Raw genomic sequence first — 21,083 nt, 5'->3', positions numbered from 1 at the left:
GCCAAGGAGATGCGCATGGCCGCCAAGGATACCGACGACCAGAAGCCCGACGATCAGGACGCCGAAGTTTCGCTCGATATGTCGCAGGCTGCGGTCAAACGGATGATCGCCGAGGCGCGCGAACGGGGTTTCATCACCTACGATCAGCTCAATCAGGTCCTGCCGCCCGATCAGGTGAGCTCGGAGCAGATCGAGGATGTGATGTCGATGCTCTCGGAGATGGGTATCAACATCATCGAGGAAGAAGAGGCCGAGGAAGAAGACGGCAAGACCACCGCCATCGCCGAAATCGGGCGGCGCGGCGAGATCACGCTCGGCTCGGGCAAGGAAGAAAAGCTCGACCGCACGGACGATCCGGTGCGCATGTATCTGCGCGAGATGGGCAGCGTCGAACTGCTCAGCCGCGAAGGCGAGATCGCCATCGCCAAGCGCATCGAGGCCGGGCGCAACACGATGATCGCGGGCCTGTGCGAAAGCCCGCTGACCTTTCAGGCGATCACCATCTGGCGTGATGAACTTCTGGGCGAAGACATCCTGCTGCGCGATGTGATCGATCTCGAGGCGACCTTCGGCAACCAGCTTGGTGACGAGGACGGGGCCGAGCCGGTGGTGGCCGCCAATGTGAGCGCCCCGCCGTCGCAAGGCTTGCGGGACGGGGGGCAGGACGAGGTCGATGCCGACGGCAACCCGATCCAGCGCGAGGATGACGAGGAAGACGACGAGCAGGCCAATATGAGCCTTGCCGCGATGGAGGCCGCGCTCAAGCCGCGCGTGCTCGAGACGCTCGACCGCATCGCCGAGGATTTCGCGCAGTTGAGCGACATGCAGGACAGCCGGATTTCGGCCACGCTCAACGAGGACGGGTCGTTCTCCTCCGATCAGGAGGCGATCTATCAGACGCTGCGCTCGGAGATCGTCGAACTGGTCAACTCGATGCATCTGCACAACAACCGCATCGATGCGCTGATCGACCAGCTTTACGGCATCAACCGCCGGATCATGCAGATCGATTCGGCCATGGTGAAGCTGGCCGATCAGGCGCGCATCAACCGCGCCGAGTTCATCGAGGCCTATCGTGGACGCGAGCTTGATCCGAACTGGCTCGAGGATATGGCCACGCGACCGGGGCGCGGCTGGCAGATGTTCATGGAGCGCAGCGAAGACAAGGTGCAGGAACTGCGCGCCGACATGGCGCAGGTCGGGCAATATGTCGGCCTCGACATCTCCGAGTTCCGCCGCATCGTCAATCAGGTCCAGAAGGGCGAGAAAGAGGCGCGGCAGGCCAAGAAGGAAATGGTCGAGGCCAACCTGCGGCTGGTCATCTCGATTGCCAAGAAATACACCAACCGCGGGCTGCAATTCCTTGATCTCATTCAGGAAGGCAATATCGGCCTGATGAAGGCGGTGGACAAGTTCGAGTATCGTCGGGGCTACAAGTTCTCGACCTATGCGACGTGGTGGATCCGTCAGGCGATCACGCGCAGCATCGCCGATCAGGCGCGCACCATCCGCATCCCCGTCCACATGATCGAGACGATCAACAAGCTGGTGCGCACGGGCCGCCAGATGCTGCACGAGATCGGCCGCGAACCGACGCCCGAGGAACTGGCCGAAAAGCTGCAAATGCCGCTCGAAAAGGTCCGCAAGGTGATGAAGATCGCCAAGGAGCCGATCTCGCTCGAGACGCCCATCGGGGACGAGGAAGACAGCCAGCTTGGCGATTTCATCGAGGACAAGAACGTCATCCTGCCGCTCGATAGCGCCATTCAGGACAACCTCAAGGAAACCACGACCCGCGTTCTGGCCTCCCTCACCCCGCGCGAGGAACGCGTGTTGCGGATGCGCTTCGGCATCGGCATGAACACCGATCACACGCTGGAAGAGGTGGGCCAGCAGTTTTCCGTCACCCGCGAACGCATCCGCCAGATCGAGGCAAAGGCGCTGCGGAAGCTGAAGCATCCCTCGCGGTCACGGAAGTTGCGGAGTTTTCTGGATCAGTGAGGCGATTTGTTTTGGCCTGAGTGAGTTGCCGAGGCTGCGTGAAATGTCGACCGCGCACGCAAAATACCGCCCCGCAAATGATCCGCTTTGTCGCTTTGAGCGTAACAAACTACGTGAATGGCAATCACGGGGGAAACGGCTTATGTTTCCTTCGTGACGAGCGGACAGGGAAATTTCCGAATGAACATGCACCCCTCTGACATGGTGCCCGCCCCCGACCGGGACGAGGCCAAGGAAGCCCTCGCGCGGCTCAGGGCGTGGGCGGCCTCGGCCACCCCCGAAGAAGTGGCCGATCTCGACCCGGCCATCGCGCGGCTTCTGCCCGGTGGCGAGGTGTCGAACTATCCCACGCTTGCCCGCACCTACCCGCAGGATTTTGCGGTGGACGACGCCTATCGCGCGACACTGCCCGATCTTCAGAACGGTCCCTCCTCGCTGATCCGGGGCACCAGGCAGCAATTGCAGCATGTGGGCATTTCCAATTTCCGCCTGCCCATCCGCTTTCACACCCGCGACAATGGCGATCTGACGCTCGAGACCTCGGTCACCGGCACGGTCAGCCTCGAGGCGGGCAAGAAGGGCATCAACATGTCCCGGATCATGCGCAGTTTCTACAAGCACGCGGAAAAAACCTTCAGTTTCGAGGTGATGGCGGCGGCGCTCGCTGATTACCTGAATGATCTCGACACGCTCGACGCGCGATTGCAGATGCGGCTTTCGTATCCGGCCAGGGTGCGCTCGCTGCGTTCGGGGCTGGAGGGGTATCAATATTACGATATTGCGCTGGAACTGGTGAGTCAGAACGGCGTTCAGCGCAAGTTCATGCATCTCGATTACGTCTATTCCTCCACCTGCCCCTGTTCGCTGGAACTGAGCGAGCATGCGCGCACCGCGCGCGGGCAACTCGCCACGCCGCATTCGCAACGCTCGGTGGCGCGGCTCTCGGTGGAAGTGGTCGAGGGCGATTGCCTGTGGTTCGAGGACCTGATCGAGCTTGCCCGCCGCGCCGTGCCGACCGAGACGCAAGTGATGGTCAAGCGCGAGGATGAGCAGGCCTTCGCCGAGTTGAACGCGGCCAATCCGATCTTTGTCGAGGATGCGGCGCGGCTCTTCTGCGAGCAATTGCTGGCCGACCCGCGGATCGGCGATTTTCGCGTGGTGGCCAGCCATCAGGAGAGCCTGCACAGCCATGACGCGGTGAGCGTGCTGACCGAAGGCGAGACATTCGCCGCAGCTAGCCTTGGGCCGCGGTTGTTTCAGACGCTGGTGCATGGGGCCTGATTGTTGACTGCCCGGTTTCCGGGCAGGCGGCTGCGGCAATAAGCGGCAAATTGCTGCAAGTGCGAAATGTGAGTTGACCTGACGGCGTTTTGCTGCAACGCAGCGCGTGACATGCGTTACGCATGTGTCATCTGCGTGCCGCATCATGGCGGTCACCTGACAAAGAGGATCACAGAACATGCTTGCACCCGATCTGCCGCTCAAGCTGTCTGCCGCCAGCATCCGGTTGACTGGCTATCTGGTCGAAAGCCAGTTGCGCATTGCCCGCATCGTGACCGAGGCGGGGCTGCGCGCAACGCCGTTCGGCCCGTTCCTGAAGGCAGCCGAGGCACCGGCCAAACGCGCCACGCCCCCGGCCAAGCCGCGCGCCGCACGTCCCGCCGCGACACCCACCGCAAAGACGGACGCCCCGGTAAAACCGGCGGTGAAACTGGTGGAGACAGAGACCCCGGCGGCTCCGGCACCCACGCCCGTGCCCGAGGCAAAAGTCGCGCCTGCGCCCAAGCCCGCCCCGGAAGCGAAGGCTGCGCCGGTGAGCGCGCCTGCGCCCAAGCCGGTCGAGGTCGAAGCCAAGGCGGCGCCCAAGCCCACCCCCGCGCCGAAGCCCGAGGCCGCACCGGCCGCCAAGGTTGAGAGCACCCCGAAACCGGCACCGAAACCGGCCGCCACGGCAGCACAACCGACGCCTCCCGCCACAAAGGCGAGCCCGGACGCCGAGGCTGCCAAAGCCGAGGCTGCGAAAGCAGAGGCTGCCAAGACAGAGGCCGCCGCTGCGGCCAGGCGCCCGCGTGCGCCCTCGGTTCCGCCCGCTCTGCCCGAGCGTCCGGCGAAAGCCGAAACGGAATAAGGACCTGTCTGGCCGGGTTGCGTTCCGCGCATCCCGGCCATTCTGATTTGGCGCTCGTCATGGCCGCGCCTGTAACTTATCTCAACGCTCAGGGAGGAAACGGATCACAATCGTGAGGTTTCCAAATGGCATCGACCACCACCAATATTGCCACCGCACCGCGCAAGGGTTTCTGGGCGCGTTTTCTTGATGCGATGGAGCGGAGCGCGCGGGTTCAGTCGCGCCGCGCCCGGATCGAGGCGCTTGAGGCGAAATCCGACGAGGAGCTGGCCCGCATGGGCATCCGTCGCGACGATATCGCCTATCACGTCTTCAAGGACCTGTTTTACGCCTGAAGCGCCAAGCGCCGTTGCCTCGGCCGTGTCCGCGCGTCAGGAGCGCAGGCTTTTCAGAATGCTTGTCGCCAGAAACACGAGCGCCGCGACGCAGACGATGGATGGTCCTGCGGGCGTGTCGAACGCATAAGCCGCTTGCAGGCCGATCACGGCAGACCCACTGCCAATGGTCGCGGCGGTCAGCGCCATCTGCTCGGGTGTGCGTGACAGGGGGCGGGCGGCGGCGGCGGGAATGATCAGCATGGCCGCGATCAGCAAGACGCCCACCACCTTGATCGCAACCGCGACCGTAATGGCCAGCGCCAGTGTCAGGATCAGTTGTTCCCGTTTCGGGTCGATCCCGCTGGCATGGGCAAGTTCCGCGCTGATGGTCGAGGTCAGGAGCGCCGACCAGCGCCAGCCGATCAATCCCACGACCAGTGCGGCACCGCCCCAGATCACCGCCAGATCCCCGCGCGACACGGCCAGGATATCGCCGAAGAGATAGGCCATGAGGTCGATGCGGATGCCCGACAGGAACGACACGGCCACCAGCCCGAAGGCCAGCGCGGAATGCGCCAGAACCCCCAGCAGCGTGTCCATGGCATAGCCGCGCCCGGTCAGCACGGTCACGGTCAGCGCCATCGCCAGCGCCACGGCCACGGCCCCGGCAAAAACCGAGATGTGGAGCGCCAGCGCCAGCGCGACCCCCAGAATCGCGGCATGGGCCGTCGCGTCGCCGAAATAGGCCATGCGCCGCCAGACCACGAAGCTGCCCAAAGGCGCCGCGGCAAGGGCCACGCCGACACCTGCAAGGGCGGCGCGGGTCATGAAATCATCCAGCATCATTCGGCGGCCCTCGTGTGTGGATCGGCAGGAGGCTGATCCGGCCCGTCGTCATGGGGGCAGGTTTCGTCGTGGCTGTGGTCATGCTCGTGCCGGTAGAGGGCCAGCGCGCCGCCGGTGCCGGAGCCGAAAAGCGCGCGGTATTCGGGGGCCGCCGACACGATCTCGGGTGTGCCCTCGCAGCAGACATGGCCATTGAGACAGATCACCCGGTCAGAGGCCGCCATGACCACATGCAATTCGTGGCTGATCATCAGGATGGCGCAGCCGGTTTTCTGGCGCACCTCTTCGATCTGGAGATAGAAGGCGGCGGAGCCGGGTTGATCCAGCCCCTGCGTGGCCTCGTCGAGCAACAGCAGATCGGGCTCGTTGATGAGCGCGCGCGCCAGAAGGACGCGCTGGAACTGCCCGCCCGACAGGGCCGACATCTGGCGGGGCGAGAGGTCGGGGACGCCGGCCCGTTCCAGCGCGGTGGCGCAGGCCGCGCGCGGGGTGCCGCCCGGAAGGCGCAGGAATCGCTCCACCGTGATGGGCAGGGTCGGATCGATATGCAGCTTCTGGGGAACATAACCGATGCGCAGCCCTGGCTTTTGCGTGATGCGTCCCGATTTCGGTGTTGCCGCCCCGATGAGCAGGCGCAGTAACGTGGTCTTGCCGGAGCCGTTGGGCCCGACGACGGTCACGATCTCGCCCGGCTCTATGGCAAGCGACACATTGCGCAACACCATGTTGGCTCCATAACCGACGCTGATATTCTGCGCCGCGATCAGGCTCATGTGTCTGCCTTGTCCGCACAGCCCGGACAAATACCCGTCGCCTCGACCACCGTCCGTTCGATCGTGAACCCCGTGGCGCGCGCCGCCTCGCCAAGCGCGCCACGCGCCGGGGATGACTGTGCCTCGGCCACGGACTGACAGATCCGGCAGATCATGAATGCAGGCGAATGACTGGCACCGGGATGGGCGCAGGCGATGAAGGCATTGAGCCGTTCGATCTTGTGCGCAAATCCATTGGCGACGAGAAATTCGAGCGCCCGGTAAGCCACGGGCGGTTGCGAGCCGAACCCGGCATCGCGCAACCTGTCGAGCATTTCATAGGCACCGACCGCGCGATGCGCCTGCAAGAGCAGCCCCAACGCCTTGCGTCGCACAGGCGTGAATCGCAGGCCATGCGCCCGGCAATGCGCCTCGGCCGTTGCCATTGCCTCGGTGATGCAGGCACCATGATCGTGTTTTTCAAATCCGACGGGATCGTTCGGCATGGTGTTTCCCGCACTGGCAGCACTTGTCATGTTATTTCATTTCCTGTAGCCAAGCGACAATGTTACATAATCACATGGAGCCGGACATGTCCAGAAACCTCATTCCCCTCTCGGTTGCGGCAACCCTGCTTGGCGGAACGGCCTTCGCGGAGGTGCCGCGCGTGGCCGTCGATATCGCGCCCGTTCATTCGCTGGTGGCGCGCGTCATGCAGGGGCTGGGCGCGCCCTCGCTGATCGTGGCACCGGGGGCAAGCCCGCATGAATACAGCCTGCGTCCGTCCGAGGCCGCCGCCTTGCAGGAGGCCGATCTGGTCTTCTGGATCGGCGCGGGCCTGACGCCCTGGCTGGAAAGTGCGATCGAAACACTGGCCGGAGGTGCTGCCGTCACGGAAATGCTCGAGGTCGATGGCACCATGGAATTGCCCTTCCGCGAAGGCGCGCAGTTCGAGGCGCATTCCGATGACGGCGAGGACCATGCCGGGCATGGGCATGACGGCCATGCCGAGGCTGCCAGGCATGATGATCATGCCGATAAGGGGGGGCACGATGATCATGCCGATGAGGGGGGCCACGATGGCCACGACCATGGCGCCAATGACCCCCACGCCTGGCTGTCGCCGGAAAACGGGGCGATCTGGCTGAACGCCATCGCCGCGCAACTCTCCGCGGCCGATCCGGACAATGCCGGGGCCTATTTTGCCAACGCGGTGGCCGGACGCGAAGAACTGGCCACGCTGAGCGCCGAGATCAACGGTATTCTGGAGCCGGTGCGGGGCCGCAATTTCATCGTTTTCCACGACGCCTATCAGTATTTCGAGACGGCGTTCGCGTTTCCGGCAGCGGGCGCCATATCCCTGTCCGATGCCGCCCGGCCCAGCCCGGCCCGCATTGCCGAGATCCAGGCGCGCGTTGCAGAACAGGCGATCAGTTGCGTGCTGTCAGAACCTCAGTTCGACCCCGGCATCGTGGCGACGGTCATGGACGGGTCCGAAGCGCGCAGCGGCATACTCGATCCGCTGGGCTCTGATCAGGAGCCCGGTCCGGCGCTCTACGGCAATGTCCTGCGCAACCTTGCCACGGCGCTGGCGGACTGCCTCCAGACCCCATGACCGCCACATGCGCCGCCGGGTCGGCGGCCTGTCCTGCGTCACCGCCCGGCCAGGGACCGGACGGTGACATCGACGGTGCGCGAAAAGCCCGGGATGCGAAAATCTGTCCCCGTGAACAGAAAATTGCGGCACCGCGACCGATCCGGGCTAGAATGGGGATCAGGGAGGGGACCCTTGCAAACGACGAGAAGGGCACCCGATGACCATATCCTGCGTTACCCCCCGTTTTCTGCCCGCCGGATGGCGGCGCGATCTTGACCTGTTCCTGGCCGAACGCGCGGCGGGCATGAATGGCTACATGCTCTCGCAAAGGCGCGTTGAAAGCGTCATGCGCCTGCAATCGCTGAGCGATCGCGATCTGGCCGCCATGGGGCTGCAACGCCGTGACATCCCGGCTTTCGTATTCGAGGACGTGCTGCCGGAGCCGCACTGAGGTGCCGGCGCAAGCGTCTTGACAGGCGCGAAGGCGCGCGCCAAGGCTGCGCCTTATGTTTGATATGCGCCCCGTGGGATATCTGGTCGGGCTCATGGTGATGGCGATGGGCCTGACCATGGGGCTGCCGCTTTTGGTCGATATCGCCGAGGGGCGCGACCATTGGCCGGTCTTTGCGGAAAGCATGATCGTGACCTGCCTCGCCGGGGGTTTGGTGGCGCTGTCATGCCGCAATTCGGTGGGGCGTGGCCTGAATATCCAGCAGGCCTTTCTGCTCACGACCACCGTCTGGGTGGCGTTGCCGCTCTTCGGTGCCATGCCCTTCATGCTGGGCGAAACGCAGCTTGGCTTTATCGATGCGTTCTTCGAGTCGATGTCGGGCATGACAACCACGGGAACCACCGTCATCACGGGGCTGGACGATCTGCCCAAGGGGCTGCTGTTGTGGCGCGGCATCCTGCAATGGCTGGGCGGGCTGGGGATTGTCATCGTGGCCCTTGTCTTTCTGCCTGAAATGCGGGTGGGCGGGATGCAGTTCTTTCGCTCCGAGGGGTTTGACACGCTGGGCAAGGCGCTGCCGCGCACGATCGACATTTCCAAGGGCGTGCTCAACATCTATCTGGGTCTCACGGCAGTCTTCACGCTGACCTATCTCGCGCTCGGGATGGAGGCGTTCGAGGCGACCGTGCACGCGCTCACCACCGTCTCCACCGGCGGGTTTTCCACCACGGACGCCTCTTTCGGGGCATTTCCCGGCGCGCCACAATATGCCTGCGCGCTCTTCATGGTGTTGGCCAGCCTGCCGTTCGTGCGCATGATGCAGGGGGTGCAGGGCAATCTGCGCCCGCTTCTCCAGGATACCCAGGTGCGCACCTATATCCGCTGGCTGATCTACGCCTTCGCGTTGCTGGCTGCCTATGACATCCTTGCGCTCGGCCATTTCGAGGAAGAGCGGTTGCGCGAGCGCTTGTTCAATATGGTCTCGATCTTTTCCGGCACGGGCTTTGGTGATGGCGATGTGACGGCCTATGGCAATTTTCCCTTCGCCATCCTGATTATCGTGGGCGCGATCGGCGGCTGTACCAGTTCCACCGGTTGTTCGATCAAGATTTTCCGCTATCAGATCATGCTGCGCGCGCTCGGCCAGCAGGCGCGGCGCATCTTCCATCCCTCCTCGGTGCTGGTGCTGCGCCATGAGGGGCGGCGGGTCGAGGATGAGGTGCTGCAATCGGTGATGCTGCTTTTCACCATGTATATCCTGTCGCTCGGGTTTTTCTCGGTCGCGCTGGAACTGACCGGGCTGACGCTGATGGAATCGATCACCGGGGCGTGGACAGCGATTTTCAACATCGGCCCGGCCTTCGGCCCCAGCGTGGGGCCGACCGGTTCGGTGCAGGCCTTCCCCGAGACGGCGAAGGCCCTGATGATCGCGGCGATGCTGATGGGACGGCTGGAGATCCTTGCCGTCATCGTTCTGCTTCTGCCGCGGTTCTGGCGTCCCTGAGCCGTCAATAAACGTCGCGCCCGCCACGGATGGCGATATAGGTGGGGCACTCGGGGCGCGCGGTGTTGATGATGAGATACCACACCACCTCGCCGGGGCGGCCCGTGCGCGAATACTCGCAACCCGAGGGATGCGTCCACCACTGGCCCGCGTGCGTTGCGGGCGGCATCACCTTGCTGGTGCCGCCCTTGATGGCGGTGGTGTAGCCGCCGTAATTCGGCTGTTGCTGGGCCTGCGCCACGGGTGCGACGGCGAGGGAGACAAGGGCGAGTGCGGCGATGTTCCGGGATTTGGTCATGGATCTCTCTCCGTTTTCCTGACTGCTGCCACGCGTGACGCCCCATGCGCCAGGCTGTGACCTGAACCCGATTACGCCACCCTTGGCAGGCCGGTGCGCGTCGCGTTCATGTCAGGAAAACGGCGTTTAGAGAGAATTATTCCCAACAACTCACAAGCACGGTGATCGCCGAGGCGCGGTCGCTGAGCGCTTCGGCCGAGAGAACGCCGGTCTCGCGGGTGGTCTGCGCGGTGACGCCGCCCCGCGCCAGCACCTCTTGCAGCGCGCCGTTGCCGGCGGCAAAGCTCACGCCCTCGGGCAGGCTGCGGCCTTCCGGCGCGCCGGGCACAAGCATTCCCAGCACCGCGCCGCCCGCATCGACCACCGGCCCGCCGAGATCGCCGGGCATGGCGGCAAGTGCCAGGCGCTTGAGATGGCTCTCGCCCGCCAGCCCGCCAAGCTCTGATATCTGCCCGAAGGTCACGCTTGGCGCGCCGAGAATCCCCTCATAGGAATAACCCGCGACAGCGATCGGCGACAAAAGCCGCGGTGCGGCCTCCTGAAAGCGGGCGAACGCCATGGGCGCGAGCGTCTCGCGCGGGCGCAGGATGGCGATGCCGAGATCCGCGTCGAGATGGGCGACCGTCGCGTCATGGATCTCGTCAAGCGTGATCCGTCCGCAGCCCGCGACGGCCTCCGCCGCCGTCAGGACCGCCCCGCGCGCATCCACGTAAAAGCCCGAGCGCGAGAGTTTGGGGCGGCGCACCTCAAGCCCCGCCACGAGATCCATGCGCTGCGCGCTCACCGGGGCGGCCAGAGGGGCAAGCGTGCCGGGCAGGCGGGCAAAGCTCTGCTCCATTTCCGCCAGCAGCCGCGTGCGCCGTTCCTCGTCACCCGCGGGCCAGACCAGGGTAAAGCCCTTGATCTCGCCATTCTCGAGCCAGACCCGGGTCTGCGAGACGATCCGGCTGCCCTCGCCGGTGAGGGTGAACCCGTCGCGGTCAAGCTGACGCGCGCCCGTCTCCGGGACGATGGCAAGGGTTTGCAGGATGTCGTAAAGCGCGCTCATGGTCGCGCGGTCGCCCGGCTGGCTGATCAGCAGCACCTGCGCGGGCAGATCGCCCGAGGCAGGGTAATGGGCAAAGGGTGCCTCGTGCCGGTCGAAGGCGACAACGCCAAGCGGCAGGCGCATCTCGATACCCGCCTGCGCGTCGCGCACCGTCTCGAGGCCGAGCCCCTCCAGAACGGCGTTATACTGGCGCAGGAGCATCGCGCGCTGGCGCGTGGTCAGAACGCCCGTTGCCTCCACCCCGTTCTGGCGCTGCCAGACCGCCATCGCATTGCGGGTGCCCGGCCCGAAGGCCGCGTCGATGGCCCCCTGATAGACCCCGGCCCATTCCAGCGCGACCTGAAGTGCGGCACGCTCCTCGCGGCTCAGTTGCGCCTCGCTGGCGCGGGCCTCGCGCAGGGTCTCGTCGGGTTCGGGTTCGGGTTCGGGTTCGGGGGCGGGGGCAGGGATGGGGGCCGGGGCAGGCGCGGCCACGTCGGGGGCGGTGTCGGGTTCGGGCATCGGGGCGGGCGCAGGCGTGACGCGCTCGAGCAGATTGGCCCCCACCGGCCAGAACTGCTGACCGAAATCGGAGGGCTGCGCGATGTAGCTGTCGCGCGCGATCACACCCTCGCTGCGATAGACCTGAAGCACGCGCGCGGCCTCTTCCTCGCGGTATGGTCCGAGGGCGATGGCATACCAGCCCCGCCCAAGCGAAAACCCGTTCACATCCGGCAGGCTGCGCGCGTAATCGCGCGCCCGCGCCTGTGCCTCGGCAAGGCTGGGCTGCGCCTCGATCTGGACAAAGACCAACGGTTCGGCCTCCGGGCCGGTCTGGGCAAGCGCCGCAATGGGGGTAAGCAACAACAGAACAAAAGCCGCAACAAAACGCATGATCATCATTCCCAAGTGGTCTTCGGACGGCCGGAATGGCCGGGTCTTGCCGGTTCTAGCAAAATCCCCGCCCGATGCATCCCAAATATGCGCGCCCGCGCGCCACAAGCCGCGTTGACCATGCCCGGCACCCGGCCTAGGTAAGGGCGTCAATTTCGGGGGGCCCGCGCATGACGGACAACACGGCCAAGCCGCGCAGCTTTCAGGAGATCATCCTGCGGCTTCAGACCTATTGGGCGGGGCAGGGCTGTGCGATGTTGCAGCCCTATGACATGGAGGTGGGCGCGGGCACGTTCCATCCAGCCACCACGCTGCGGTCCTTGGGGTCGCGGCACTGGGCGGCGGCCTATGTGCAGCCCTCGCGGCGGCCGACCGACGGACGCTATGGCGAGAATCCCAACCGGCTCCAGCATTATTACCAGTATCAGGTGCTGATCAAACCCTCGCCGCCCGATCTGCAAGAGCTTTATCTCGGCTCGCTCAAGGCCATCGGCATCGACCTTGCGCTGCACGACGTGCGCTTTGTCGAGGATGACTGGGAAAGCCCGACGCTGGGCGCCTGGGGGCTGGGCTGGGAGGTCTGGTGCGACGGCATGGAGGTGAGCCAGTTCACCTATTTCCAGCAGGTTGGCGGGCATGATTGCCACCCCGTGCCGGGCGAGCTGACCTATGGGCTGGAACGGCTGGCGATGTATGTGCTGGGCGTCGATCATGTGATGGACATGCCGTTCAACGACCCCGACGCGCCGATACCGCTCCGCTATGGCGACGTGTTCCGCCAGACCGAGGAGGAATATTCACGCTTCAACTTCGATGTGGCCGATACCGAGGTTCTGCTGCGGCATTTCACCGAGGCCGAGGCCGAATGCGCGGCCATCCTCGCCGCCCCTGCGCAGGACCCCAAGACGGGCAAGCGCATCGTCATGGCGCATCCCGCCTATGACCAGTGCATCAAGGCCAGCCACATCTTCAACCTGCTCGACGCGCGCGGCGTCATCTCCGTGACCGAGCGGCAGGCCTATATCGGCCGCGTGCGCGCACTGGCCAAACAATGCGCCGATGCGTTCGTGATGACCGAAGCGGGGGGGTATGCGGCGTGATCAGTGTTGACAAACAGCAACAAATCATCACATAGGAGGGTAGCGGTCGGGAGGATTGCATAGAGCGATCCGTTGGGACAAGGTTCTCACTCGGCTGCCTTTTTTCATGTATCTTCTTTACCTTGATGACGCAGGCTCAGTTAATTCGGCTCAGGAAAGGCATTTCGTCCTTTCTGGTATATGCCTATTCGAGCGTCAGGTTCATTACCTGAGCGCAGGTCTCGACCGACTTGCCAAGGAGATTTGTCCGCACGATCACGAGCGTCTCGAATTCCACGGAAGCCACATGCTCGCCGGGAAAGGGTTCTGGCGGTCGGTGAGGCCGCGTGAGCAGCGTCACACCCATATCCGACATGCACTTGCAGAGTGCAGAAAACTCATGGGAACCTGGGCGCTTTTCGGTGTGGTTGTCGATAAGCAGGCAATTTCGCCCGAAGATCCAATCGAGTTCGCGTTCGAACAGATTTGCAGCCGTTTCGACGCCTTTCTTAAACGCGAGTTTCACAAGGGAAACAAGCAACGCGGGCTTATCATCCTCGACAAATCGACCCGCGAAACCCGATTGCAGGCCTTGGCGACGGAATTTGGCAAATCTGGGCATCGCTACGGCATTCTGCACAGTCTCGCCGATGTGCCAATGTTCGTCGATTCCGCCGCGACACGCGCGATCCAGTTTGCCGATCTTGTATCATACGCGCTTTGGCAGAAATTCGAGCGTGGGGACGACCAGTTTTTCAACGTGATCGACGATACGTTTGACGCCGAGGGCGGCGTCGTGCATGGGCTTTTGCACCGCAAGGAGGCGGGCACGTTTTGCGACTGTCCGTATTGCGTCACCAGAGGGGGACGATTGATCTGATGGGCAAGATCCTGAGCATTGCCATTCTCCTCGCGGCGGCGCTTGCCGGGGGGGCGCTTTATTATCTCCAGGTCTATCACTTCTACGACGAGGTGCTGCTGACCCGGGATGGCGGCGTGGTGGAGATGAAGATCACGCTGGCGAGCGGCGATGTCATCGACCTTCCCGTGTCCGATTTCCGCGCCATCGACGCAGATAGCTCCCCCATCCGGTTCCGCGCCTGCTTTACCGCGCACCTGCCGCAGGACGTGGGCCTTGTCCCCTATCCGGGGGCGGAACCGCTCAACGCGCCCGGCTGGTTTGACTGTTTCGACGCCAAGGCGCTCGGGGCCGCCCTCGGCGAGGGACGCGCGCGCGCCTACATGGGCGAGGAAAACATCCAATACGGCATCGACCGCATCATCGCCATCGCAGAGGACGGGCGCGGCCATGCCTGGCACCAGATCAACCGCTGCGGCGAGATCGTCTTTGACGGCCAGCCCGCGCCCGCGGATTGCCCCAAGCCCCCGCAAGGAAACTGAGCCATGCCCGATCTTCTGATCGAACTCTTCTCCGAGGAAATCCCCGCCCGGATGCAGGCCCGCGCCGCCGAGGACCTGCGCGCGCGCCTGACCGAGGCGCTGGTCGAGGCCGGGCTGACCTATGCCGGTGCCGCGGCCTTTGCCACGCCCCGACGGCTCACGCTGACGGTGCAGGGGTTGCTTGCGACCAGCCCGACGATCCGAGAGGAGCGCAAGGGCCCGCGCTTGGGTGCGCCCGAGACGGCAATCGAGGGGTTTCTGCGCGGGGCCGGTGTCACCCGCGACGATCTCGAAATCCGCGACGAGAAAAAGGGCCAGTTCTATGTCGCCACCCTCACCAGGCCCGGACGCCCCGCCGCCGAGATCGTGGCCGAAGAGCTGGAAAAGCTGATCCGCAATTTCCCGTGGCCCAAGTCGATGCGCTGGGGCAGCGGTTCGCTTCGCTGGGTGCGCCCGCTGCACGGGGTCCTGTGCATCCTGACCGGCGAGGATGGCGCGGCACAGCTGGTGGAGATGGAGGTGGACGGCATCCGCGCGGGCAATACCACACGCGGGCATCGCTTCATGGCACCTGACGCGTTTTCTGTAACGTCCTTCGAGGATTACACCGCAAAGCTCAAGCGCGCGCATGTGGTGCTTGATGCCGCTGAGCGGGCCGAGGCGATCTGGCAGGAGGCCACCAATCAGGCCTTTGCCGCCGGGCTTGAGGTGGTCGAGGACCGCGCGCTTCTGGCGGAGGTGGCGGGTCTGGTGGAATGGCCCGTGGTGCTGATGGGGCGGATCGGGGACGATTTTCTCGATCTGCCGCCCGAGGTGTTGCAGACCAGTATGCGCGAGCATCAGAAGTTCTTTTCGGTGAGGAACCCCGGGACCGGCCGGATCGAACGCTTTGTCACCGTCGCCAATGTCGAGACGGCGGATCATGGCGCGACCATCCTCGCGGGCAATCAGAAGGTACTGGCGGCGCGGCTCAGTGATGCGAAATTCTTCTGGGAAAATGACCTGCGCACGGTGCGGGAGCGGGGCCTTGAAGGCATGGCCGAGGGGCTGCGCGATGTGACCTTCCACAATAAACTGGGATCACAGGCCGACCGCGTGACGCGCATCGCCGCACTCGCGCGGGAAATCGCGCCGCTGGTCGGTGCCAAGCCTGATCTGGCCGCCGAGGCCGCGCGGGTGTGCAAGGCCGATCTGCAATCCGAGATGGTCGGTGAATTCCCCGAATTGCAAGGGCTGATGGGGCGCTATTACGCGCAGGCGGCGGGCCATGACGACGGCGTGCCCGAGGCCTGCGAAGAGCATTACAAGCCGCTCGGGCCGGGCGACGCCGTGCCCTCCGCCCCCGTGTCGGTCGCCGTGGCGCTGGCCGACAAGATCGACACATTATGCGGGTTCTGGGTGATTGACGAGAAACCCACCGGGAGCAAGGACCCTTACGCGCTGCGGCGGGCGGCGTTGGGGGTGATCCGGTTGGTTTTGGGGAATGGGGTGCGGTTGGCGCTCGCACGACCTTTCGTTCAGGGAATATTTGCACAAACCGGCGCGATAACGGATATCAATGACTTGATGTCAGGGATGATGGGCCAACTTGAAGATTTAGAGCAAGATATCTTGAAGCTGCCAACATCGAGCCTTGATTACGAAGAGATGAAAAATGCGGTTTCGAAAGTTGAACGAGCTGAGAAAGGAGTTGAGCTTCTTGGGAAGCTAGGAGAAACCCGAGAAACAATCGCGACATTCATGCATATTAAGTCAATTGATCTCCTCGCCTTCCTCCACGACCGCCTCAAGGTCCACCTGCGCGACGAGGGCCTGCGCCATGACGTGATCGACGCCTGTCTTGCCATGCCCGGCAACGATGACCTCACCCTTCTCGTCCACCGCGCCCGCGCGCTCGGGGCGTTCCTGAACACGGATGATGGCGGCAACCTGTTGCAGGGCTTCAAGCGCGCCAACAACATCCTTAGCCAAGCCGAGGACAAGGACGGGGTCGAATATTCCTACGGCGCGGATGTGAAATTCGCGGAAACGGATGAGGAAAAGGCGCTCTTCGCCGCCCTCGACACCGCCGAACCGCAGATCGTGCAGGCGCTGACGGCAGAGGATTTCGCGCGCGCCATGGCCGCCATGGCCGCCCTGCGCGCGCCCATCGACGCGTTTTTCGACGCGGTGCAGGTCAATGTCGACAGTCCGGTGATCCGCCGCAACCGCCTTAACCTCCTGAGCCGTATCCGCAGCATCTGCCTGCAGGCCGCTGACCTCACGCGGCTGGAGGGGTAGGGGCCTTGCCGTCACCGGCCCGACAGCGGAGCCCAGCCCAGGCCCATCCTTGCGGTCCGGGCGGCCCCCTCGTGGTCATGCCGCTATCGGCTGAGCGCCGTCAGCGCGCGGCGCTCGCCACTTCCAGCCCGTCGAGGTAAAGGATGTGCGGGCTGTCGAAATCAAGCTGCCAGAGATCGACCTCCGCCGCGCCGACATGGGTGACAAACGCGCCATCCACAAGACGCGCGGCGGGGACCATGGCCTGATCGGTCCCGAAAAGCGCCTGCGCCCGCCAGTCGCGCACCAGGATCGGCTGGCCCGCGGGCAGGATCACGTCGCGCTCGGGCCGCGTGTGGCCGAGCGACCCGGCGCGGATACGCACCATTGCCGCGCGCGCCCGCCGCCGCGTGATCCCGCGCAGCACGGACATACCCGCGTCGCGCGTCACGATCCGGTCACCGCAGCGAATATCTTCGATCCGACGCTCGCCCTGAAGGGTGAGAAGAATGCCGCCGGTCCACAGACCGGCCTCCTGCAAAGGGTCAAGAACGGCAACTGTGCCGCCCGGACGCCCGACCGTATCCGGTTTCATGGCGTATCTCGCTCTGTTACTGCCTCAGTTTTGACCCAGAATATGGCAATATCCGGTTAATGTCGTGCCTTTTTTTCGACCCTGCCCGGCATCGCGCCGACAGTTTTTCCTCGCCACTGGCGTGACGCTTTGCTAGAGACCGGATTGCCCGCGCCAAGTGCGTGGGCATTGCGGGTGTGGCGAAACTGGTAGACGCACCAGATTTAGGTTCTGGCGCCGCAAGGCGTGGGGGTTCAAGTCCCTCCACCCGCACCAAATCTCTTTTCTGGTTGAAGAGTCCCGCCAACATCTTGAATGGAAAGGCGGTTTTTATAGGTCGATAACCGTTTTCCCGTGAGTGTCGCAGGGCTCGGGAAAAGCCTGGCCATGGGTGCAAGCGCTTCGTCACAACGATTCCAGGCGGCGGCCTTGCCCTCGATCATGAGATTCATCAGCGTCATGACTTCCATGGCGGAAAGATCTTCGCGTCCCGTCAATTCCCGGAAATCCCGTGCCACGATCCGCGCGCGGACGTCGCCAGTAAGATCGGCGCGGATCATCTCAAGGTTCGTCTTGCGGATGTCGTGGTCGGGAATGTCATCGGGAAGTTTCGCGTCTTTGAGAAATTCTCGGAGAACTTGCCCTTGGTCCTGCCGCGCGTCATGTGCGGGAAGAGACGGCTCTGGCCCTGCCGACGGCGCATCTCGACAAGCTCGAGCAGCTGCGGGTGGATCGGAATACGGCGCTGGGATTCCTCGGTCTTGATGTGGTTGGCATCGGTGCACTTGATGTCAAGGAATTGGATCCCGCGATCACTTCCGAAATCGCCCGGCGAAAGTTGCGCCCCCTCCTCTTCGCGCAACCCCATGAGCCGCCCGAAAAGCGGCAGCCAGAACAGCGGCTCGCCGGGTTCGTCGATCTCGCCCTGGAACACCGGCGAGGAGAACAGGGTATAGATCCGATCGTCCCAGACGGTCCGTGCGCGTTTTTCCTCGGAGGCCGCCATGCGCTTCTTGTCATCGTTCGAAACCGAGAGGATCTCGAACGGGTTCTTGTCCGCGAGTTGCAGCTCCATGCACATCGTGCCCACGGAGAGCAGGAACCGGCGATGCTTGATCTGCGTTTCGGAGCGCAGCCGCTTCTGCAGCGCCTTGCGCCGCGCATCTTCGCGATCCGCCTCGGTCACAGTCGTGCGCGCCGCGAGCGCCTCGAGATTGGCAACGGTATCGGATTCCTCTTCCGAGTCGATGCGTTCGACGAGCTCCTGGTAGCCGTGATCGGCCAGATATTTCGCCTGGCCCTTGCCGTGCTTGGCGGGGATGCGCGGAAGGAGGGCCAACGCGTCGCGAAGATCATTCTTTGCGATCTGCTCCACCGCGCCCGTCCCGAGGAACTCGGGCCAGAATGAGCGCGCGAACTTCGGCTTGCTGCCATTGTCACGTTCCCATTTCTTTCCGGCTGCCGGGTCCGCCACCTGTTCCCTGGTGAAATCAGAGCCATAGCCCACGCATTTGAGTTCGCAGAAGAGGTCGATGGCTTCCTCGAGCGCGATCCCGCGCGGCTTCTCGAGGGCCTTCCGGCTCTTCTCGCTCAGAACCCGCAAGTCGATGTTCTCGAGGCGCGGCGGGCGCATTTCGACGCGGCGCGCCGTGTCTGCGTCGAGACCGGTCCATCCGGCTGCCTCGTAGACCTGCGCGCCGTACGGATCGGATGCCGGGACCGAGGTCGAGGCTTTCTGCATGTCGGTCGTGGCATCGGATCGCGTCGCCGCAACCGGGGCCGGCTGGAGCGGCATCGCGGGCGCGTCTGCCGCACAGTGATGATGCGCGGCGCAGGGGTTGCCGGACGTCGAACCATCGGTGCGGCGTGCGTGCGTATCTGTGGTGAATTCCACCGTCTCGTCCTTTCCTGATGGGGTGACTGCAGATGCTGGCGCAGACGGCGCACCGCGCATGATCTCCGCCAGGGGCACCGCAGCCTGTGTCGCTGCCGCGGCAACCATCGCGCTCATGAGCGGGACAGGGGCGGTCGGCGCGAACGCGGTCCCGTAGAATTCGTTCCGAAAGGCGGCAAGGGTCGATTTCGGGTTCTTGGCCCCATTGGTGATCTTGCGGCAGAATTCGTTGCCTTGCCCGAATTCCGTGCGGACCATCTGGATGATGTCGTCGGCATGGCTGTCGGTCTTGGCGAAGATCAGCGTTTTCGGAACCTCCTTGCGCCCCGGAAAGATCTTGGGCCAGGCATCACGGTAGGTCGCGATCACGGTGCGGATCTGGTCAGGCGCGACGACAGACCGATCCAGCTGGGTTGCTGCATATTTCAGCTCGTCATCCTGCGTTTCCCAGCGGCGCGCGCGAGTCTGGCGTTCGCGCTTTTCGACCACTTGCTGGGCCTTTACACTGCCGCCACCCTTGGACATCTCGGTCTCGATCAGGAAGACCTCGTTGCCAACGTTCACCTTGTCGGCGACGGCATTCTCATGGGTGTATTCGCTGACCACGTTCTGTTGGAAGAACCCATACGTGCGCGCGTCCGGCGTGGCGGTCAGGCCGATGAGGAAGGCGTCGAAATACTCGATCACCTGGCGCCAAAGGTTGTAGATCGACCGGTGACATTCGTCGATCACGACAACATCGAAGGTCTCGGGCGGGAGTTTGGGGTTGTAGACGACGGGCAGGGGCTGCTTACGCTGCCACTTTTGCTCTTCGGGATGATCCTCTTCGGCGGCCTCATCCAACGGTTCGCCCTTGAGCGTAGCATACATGCGCTGGATCGTGGAGATGACGACCTGCGTATCACCGGCCATGGAAGGTGAGGTCAGGCGCTGGACATTGTATAGCTCGGTGAACTTGCGGTTGTCGTCGTTGGGCAGGTAGGCCATGAACTCGCCCTCGGCCTGCTCGCCAAGGTTCTTGGTGTCGACCAGAAACAGGATCCGCCACGCGCCTGCGTGTTTCAACAGGCGGTAAATCTGCGTGATCGCGGTGAATGTCTTGCCCGAGCCGGTCGCCATCTGGACAAGCGCGCGGGGTTTGCCCATCTGGAGCGAGGACTCCAGCTTGGTGATTGCCTTGATCTGGCAGTCGCGCAGGCCGTCTGCGTTGAGGTCGGGCAGGTTTTGCAGGCCAGCCCGCAGGGACAGCGGCGCGTTCACCCACGCCTTGAGGGTTTCGGGTCGGTGAAACGTGAACACCTCGCGCGAACGCGGTGCGGGATCGCGCCCGTCAGTAAACCGGGTGACGACGGATGTGCTTTCATAGATGAAGGGCAGGGGTTCGTTGTTATTGACCCATTTCAGCCTGGCTGCGGCATATCCAGATGATTGCTCCTCAACGATTGTCAGCCGCTCGCCCCAGCTGTCTGGTTTGGCCTCGACAACACCAACGGCGCGCGCATCGACAAAGAGAACGTAGTCAGCAGGTCCAGTGTCCGTCGGATATTCCCGGACCGCAACACCGAGGGCCGCGTTGGGATTCAGAGATGCCTTATCCTGCACCTGCCAGCCAGCGGCTTCGAGGCGTCTGTCGATCTGATCGCGGGCGATCTGTTCTGGGTTCTGGTTGACAGGCTGGGACACGGACACACGCAACTTTTTCGTTTGTAGCACCATGGCGTTACCAGACGCGAAGTGCAATCATGGAGAAACATTGCTAATTTGGTTTTCAACCGGACCTGAGGCCATGGCGTCGGAGACTTTTCCTTTTCGAATGGGGATCAATTTGCAGAAAAGAGATCGCTCAATGAAGATTGTGGCTATCCGAGAACCCAAGACGCTCGGTGCCAGAAAACGCAGGGAATCCGCAGCAAGTGAACTGGCCCCTTTTTCGACCGGACACTTGGGCATAACCATGGAGGCTTAGGTGTCACATCCCGGAAGGTAGTATGGCTTCTTCCTGAACAACTGCGGCTTGAGTTTGTGCCAGTCCTTCATCGCCTGCAAGGGCGACCTGCTGCC

The 21,083-nt window shown here is 63.7% G+C and carries 19 protein-coding genes and 1 tRNA gene; 12 read left to right on the top strand and 8 right to left on the bottom strand.

The window, feature by feature from the left end; genetic code table 11:
• Positions 1–15: 15 nt before the first annotated feature.
• The 4 genes from rpoD to ABIE57_RS13605 all read left to right on the top strand — a co-directional run bounded on the left by rpoD (position 16) and on the right by ABIE57_RS13605 (position 4,464).
• Positions 16–2,001, top strand: a complete 1,986-nt coding sequence (rpoD, locus tag ABIE57_RS13620; protein WP_354539579.1) for an RNA polymerase sigma factor RpoD — start codon at positions 16–18, stop codon at positions 1,999–2,001.
• Positions 2,002–2,181: 180 nt separating this feature from the next.
• Positions 2,182–3,282: a GTP cyclohydrolase FolE2 gene (gene folE2 / locus ABIE57_RS13615; protein WP_354539578.1), complete on the top strand. Its 1,101-nt coding sequence runs from the start codon at positions 2,182–2,184 to the stop codon at positions 3,280–3,282.
• A gap of 178 nt (positions 3,283–3,460) precedes the next feature.
• Positions 3,461–4,129: a hypothetical protein gene (locus ABIE57_RS13610; protein ID WP_354539577.1), complete on the top strand. Its 669-nt coding sequence runs from the start codon at positions 3,461–3,463 to the stop codon at positions 4,127–4,129.
• A 125-nt stretch (positions 4,130–4,254) separates the two neighbouring features.
• Positions 4,255–4,464: a hypothetical protein gene (locus tag ABIE57_RS13605; RefSeq protein WP_354539576.1), complete on the top strand. Its 210-nt coding sequence runs from the start codon at positions 4,255–4,257 to the stop codon at positions 4,462–4,464.
• 36 nt (positions 4,465–4,500) lie between these two features.
• Here ABIE57_RS13605 and ABIE57_RS13600 read toward each other — a convergent pair whose 3' ends face one another.
• Genes ABIE57_RS13600 through ABIE57_RS13590 form a run of 3 tightly spaced genes read right to left on the bottom strand, consistent with a single transcriptional unit; the run spans position 4,501 to position 6,580 of the window.
• Positions 4,501–5,289: a metal ABC transporter permease gene (locus ABIE57_RS13600; protein ID WP_354539676.1), complete on the bottom strand. Its 789-nt coding sequence runs from the start codon at positions 5,287–5,289 to the stop codon at positions 4,501–4,503.
• Positions 5,289–6,065 carry an ATP-binding cassette domain-containing protein gene (locus ABIE57_RS13595; protein ID WP_354539575.1) on the bottom strand — a complete coding sequence of 259 codons (777 nt, stop codon included), beginning with the start codon at positions 6,063–6,065 and terminating at the stop codon, positions 5,289–5,291. The genes ABIE57_RS13600 and ABIE57_RS13595 overlap by 1 nt, the downstream gene beginning before the upstream one ends.
• Positions 6,062–6,580 (bottom strand): transcriptional repressor, encoded by a 519-nt coding sequence (locus ABIE57_RS13590; protein ID WP_354539574.1) that lies wholly within the window; start codon positions 6,578–6,580, stop codon positions 6,062–6,064. The genes ABIE57_RS13595 and ABIE57_RS13590 overlap by 4 nt, the downstream gene beginning before the upstream one ends.
• A gap of 56 nt (positions 6,581–6,636) precedes the next feature.
• Here ABIE57_RS13590 and ABIE57_RS13585 point away from each other — a divergent pair, with 56 nt between their 5' ends.
• From ABIE57_RS13585 to ABIE57_RS13575, 3 genes are all read left to right on the top strand, one after another.
• Positions 6,637–7,659: a zinc ABC transporter substrate-binding protein gene (locus ABIE57_RS13585; protein WP_354539573.1), complete on the top strand. Its 1,023-nt coding sequence runs from the start codon at positions 6,637–6,639 to the stop codon at positions 7,657–7,659.
• A 199-nt stretch (positions 7,660–7,858) separates the two neighbouring features.
• Positions 7,859–8,092, top strand: coding sequence for a DUF1127 domain-containing protein (locus ABIE57_RS13580; RefSeq protein ID WP_354539572.1), 234 nt, complete (start codon positions 7,859–7,861; stop codon positions 8,090–8,092).
• Positions 8,093–8,147: 55 nt separating this feature from the next.
• The gene (locus ABIE57_RS13575; protein ID WP_354539571.1) at positions 8,148–9,596 is read left to right on the top strand and encodes a TrkH family potassium uptake protein; all 1,449 of its coding nucleotides are present in this window, start codon (positions 8,148–8,150) and stop codon (positions 9,594–9,596) included.
• Positions 9,597–9,600: 4 nt separating this feature from the next.
• Here the strand turns inward: ABIE57_RS13575 and ABIE57_RS13570 are convergent, their stop codons facing one another.
• Both ABIE57_RS13570 and ABIE57_RS13565 read right to left on the bottom strand, forming a co-directional pair.
• Complete coding sequence (locus ABIE57_RS13570) at positions 9,601–9,894, bottom strand: hypothetical protein (RefSeq protein WP_354539570.1); 294 nt, start codon at positions 9,892–9,894, stop codon at positions 9,601–9,603.
• A gap of 136 nt (positions 9,895–10,030) precedes the next feature.
• The gene (locus ABIE57_RS13565) at positions 10,031–11,821 is read right to left on the bottom strand and encodes a trypsin-like peptidase domain-containing protein (protein ID WP_354539569.1); all 1,791 of its coding nucleotides are present in this window, start codon (positions 11,819–11,821) and stop codon (positions 10,031–10,033) included.
• 164 nt (positions 11,822–11,985) lie between these two features.
• Between ABIE57_RS13565 and ABIE57_RS13560 the strand changes: the two genes are divergently transcribed.
• The 4 genes from ABIE57_RS13560 (at position 11,986) to glyS (ending at position 16,575) form a co-directional block, all read left to right on the top strand.
• Entirely contained in the window at positions 11,986–12,915 is a 930-nt protein-coding gene (locus ABIE57_RS13560) for a glycine--tRNA ligase subunit alpha (RefSeq protein ID WP_354539568.1), read from the top strand.
• A gap of 106 nt (positions 12,916–13,021) precedes the next feature.
• Entirely contained in the window at positions 13,022–13,774 is a 753-nt protein-coding gene (locus ABIE57_RS13555; protein WP_354539567.1) for a DUF3800 domain-containing protein, read from the top strand.
• Entirely contained in the window at positions 13,774–14,295 is a 522-nt protein-coding gene (locus tag ABIE57_RS13550) for a DUF6446 family protein (protein ID WP_354539566.1), read from the top strand. The genes ABIE57_RS13555 and ABIE57_RS13550 overlap by 1 nt, the downstream gene beginning before the upstream one ends.
• A 3-nt stretch (positions 14,296–14,298) precedes the next feature.
• On the top strand, positions 14,299–16,575 hold the full coding sequence (glyS, locus tag ABIE57_RS13545; protein WP_354539565.1) for a glycine--tRNA ligase subunit beta: 2,277 nt from the start codon (positions 14,299–14,301) through the stop codon (positions 16,573–16,575).
• 100 nt (positions 16,576–16,675) lie between these two features.
• On the opposite strand, the gene ABIE57_RS13540 is transcribed toward glyS, so the two are convergent.
• Entirely contained in the window at positions 16,676–17,149 is a 474-nt protein-coding gene (locus ABIE57_RS13540) for a Hint domain-containing protein (RefSeq protein ID WP_354539564.1), read from the bottom strand.
• Positions 17,150–17,319: 170 nt separating this feature from the next.
• Here ABIE57_RS13540 and ABIE57_RS13535 point away from each other — a divergent pair.
• Positions 17,320–17,404, top strand: a tRNA-Leu gene (locus ABIE57_RS13535).
• Here the strand turns inward: ABIE57_RS13535 and ABIE57_RS13530 are convergent.
• Positions 17,383–17,688, bottom strand: a complete 306-nt coding sequence (locus ABIE57_RS13530) for a hypothetical protein (RefSeq protein ID WP_354539563.1) — start codon at positions 17,686–17,688, stop codon at positions 17,383–17,385. The genes ABIE57_RS13535 and ABIE57_RS13530 overlap by 22 nt on opposite strands.
• On the bottom strand, positions 17,685–20,762 hold the full coding sequence (locus tag ABIE57_RS13525) for a DEAD/DEAH box helicase family protein (RefSeq protein ID WP_354539562.1): 3,078 nt from the start codon (positions 20,760–20,762) through the stop codon (positions 17,685–17,687). The genes ABIE57_RS13530 and ABIE57_RS13525 overlap by 4 nt, the downstream gene beginning before the upstream one ends.
• Positions 20,763–21,083: the final 321 nt, after the last annotated feature.

The sequence above is a fragment of the Roseovarius sp. MBR-6 genome (genome assembly GCF_040547525.1).
Lineage (GTDB): Bacteria > Pseudomonadota > Alphaproteobacteria > Rhodobacterales > Rhodobacteraceae > Roseovarius.
Note: the sequence above shows the minus strand (reverse complement) of the source record. Positions and strands in the feature narration are given on the sequence as shown.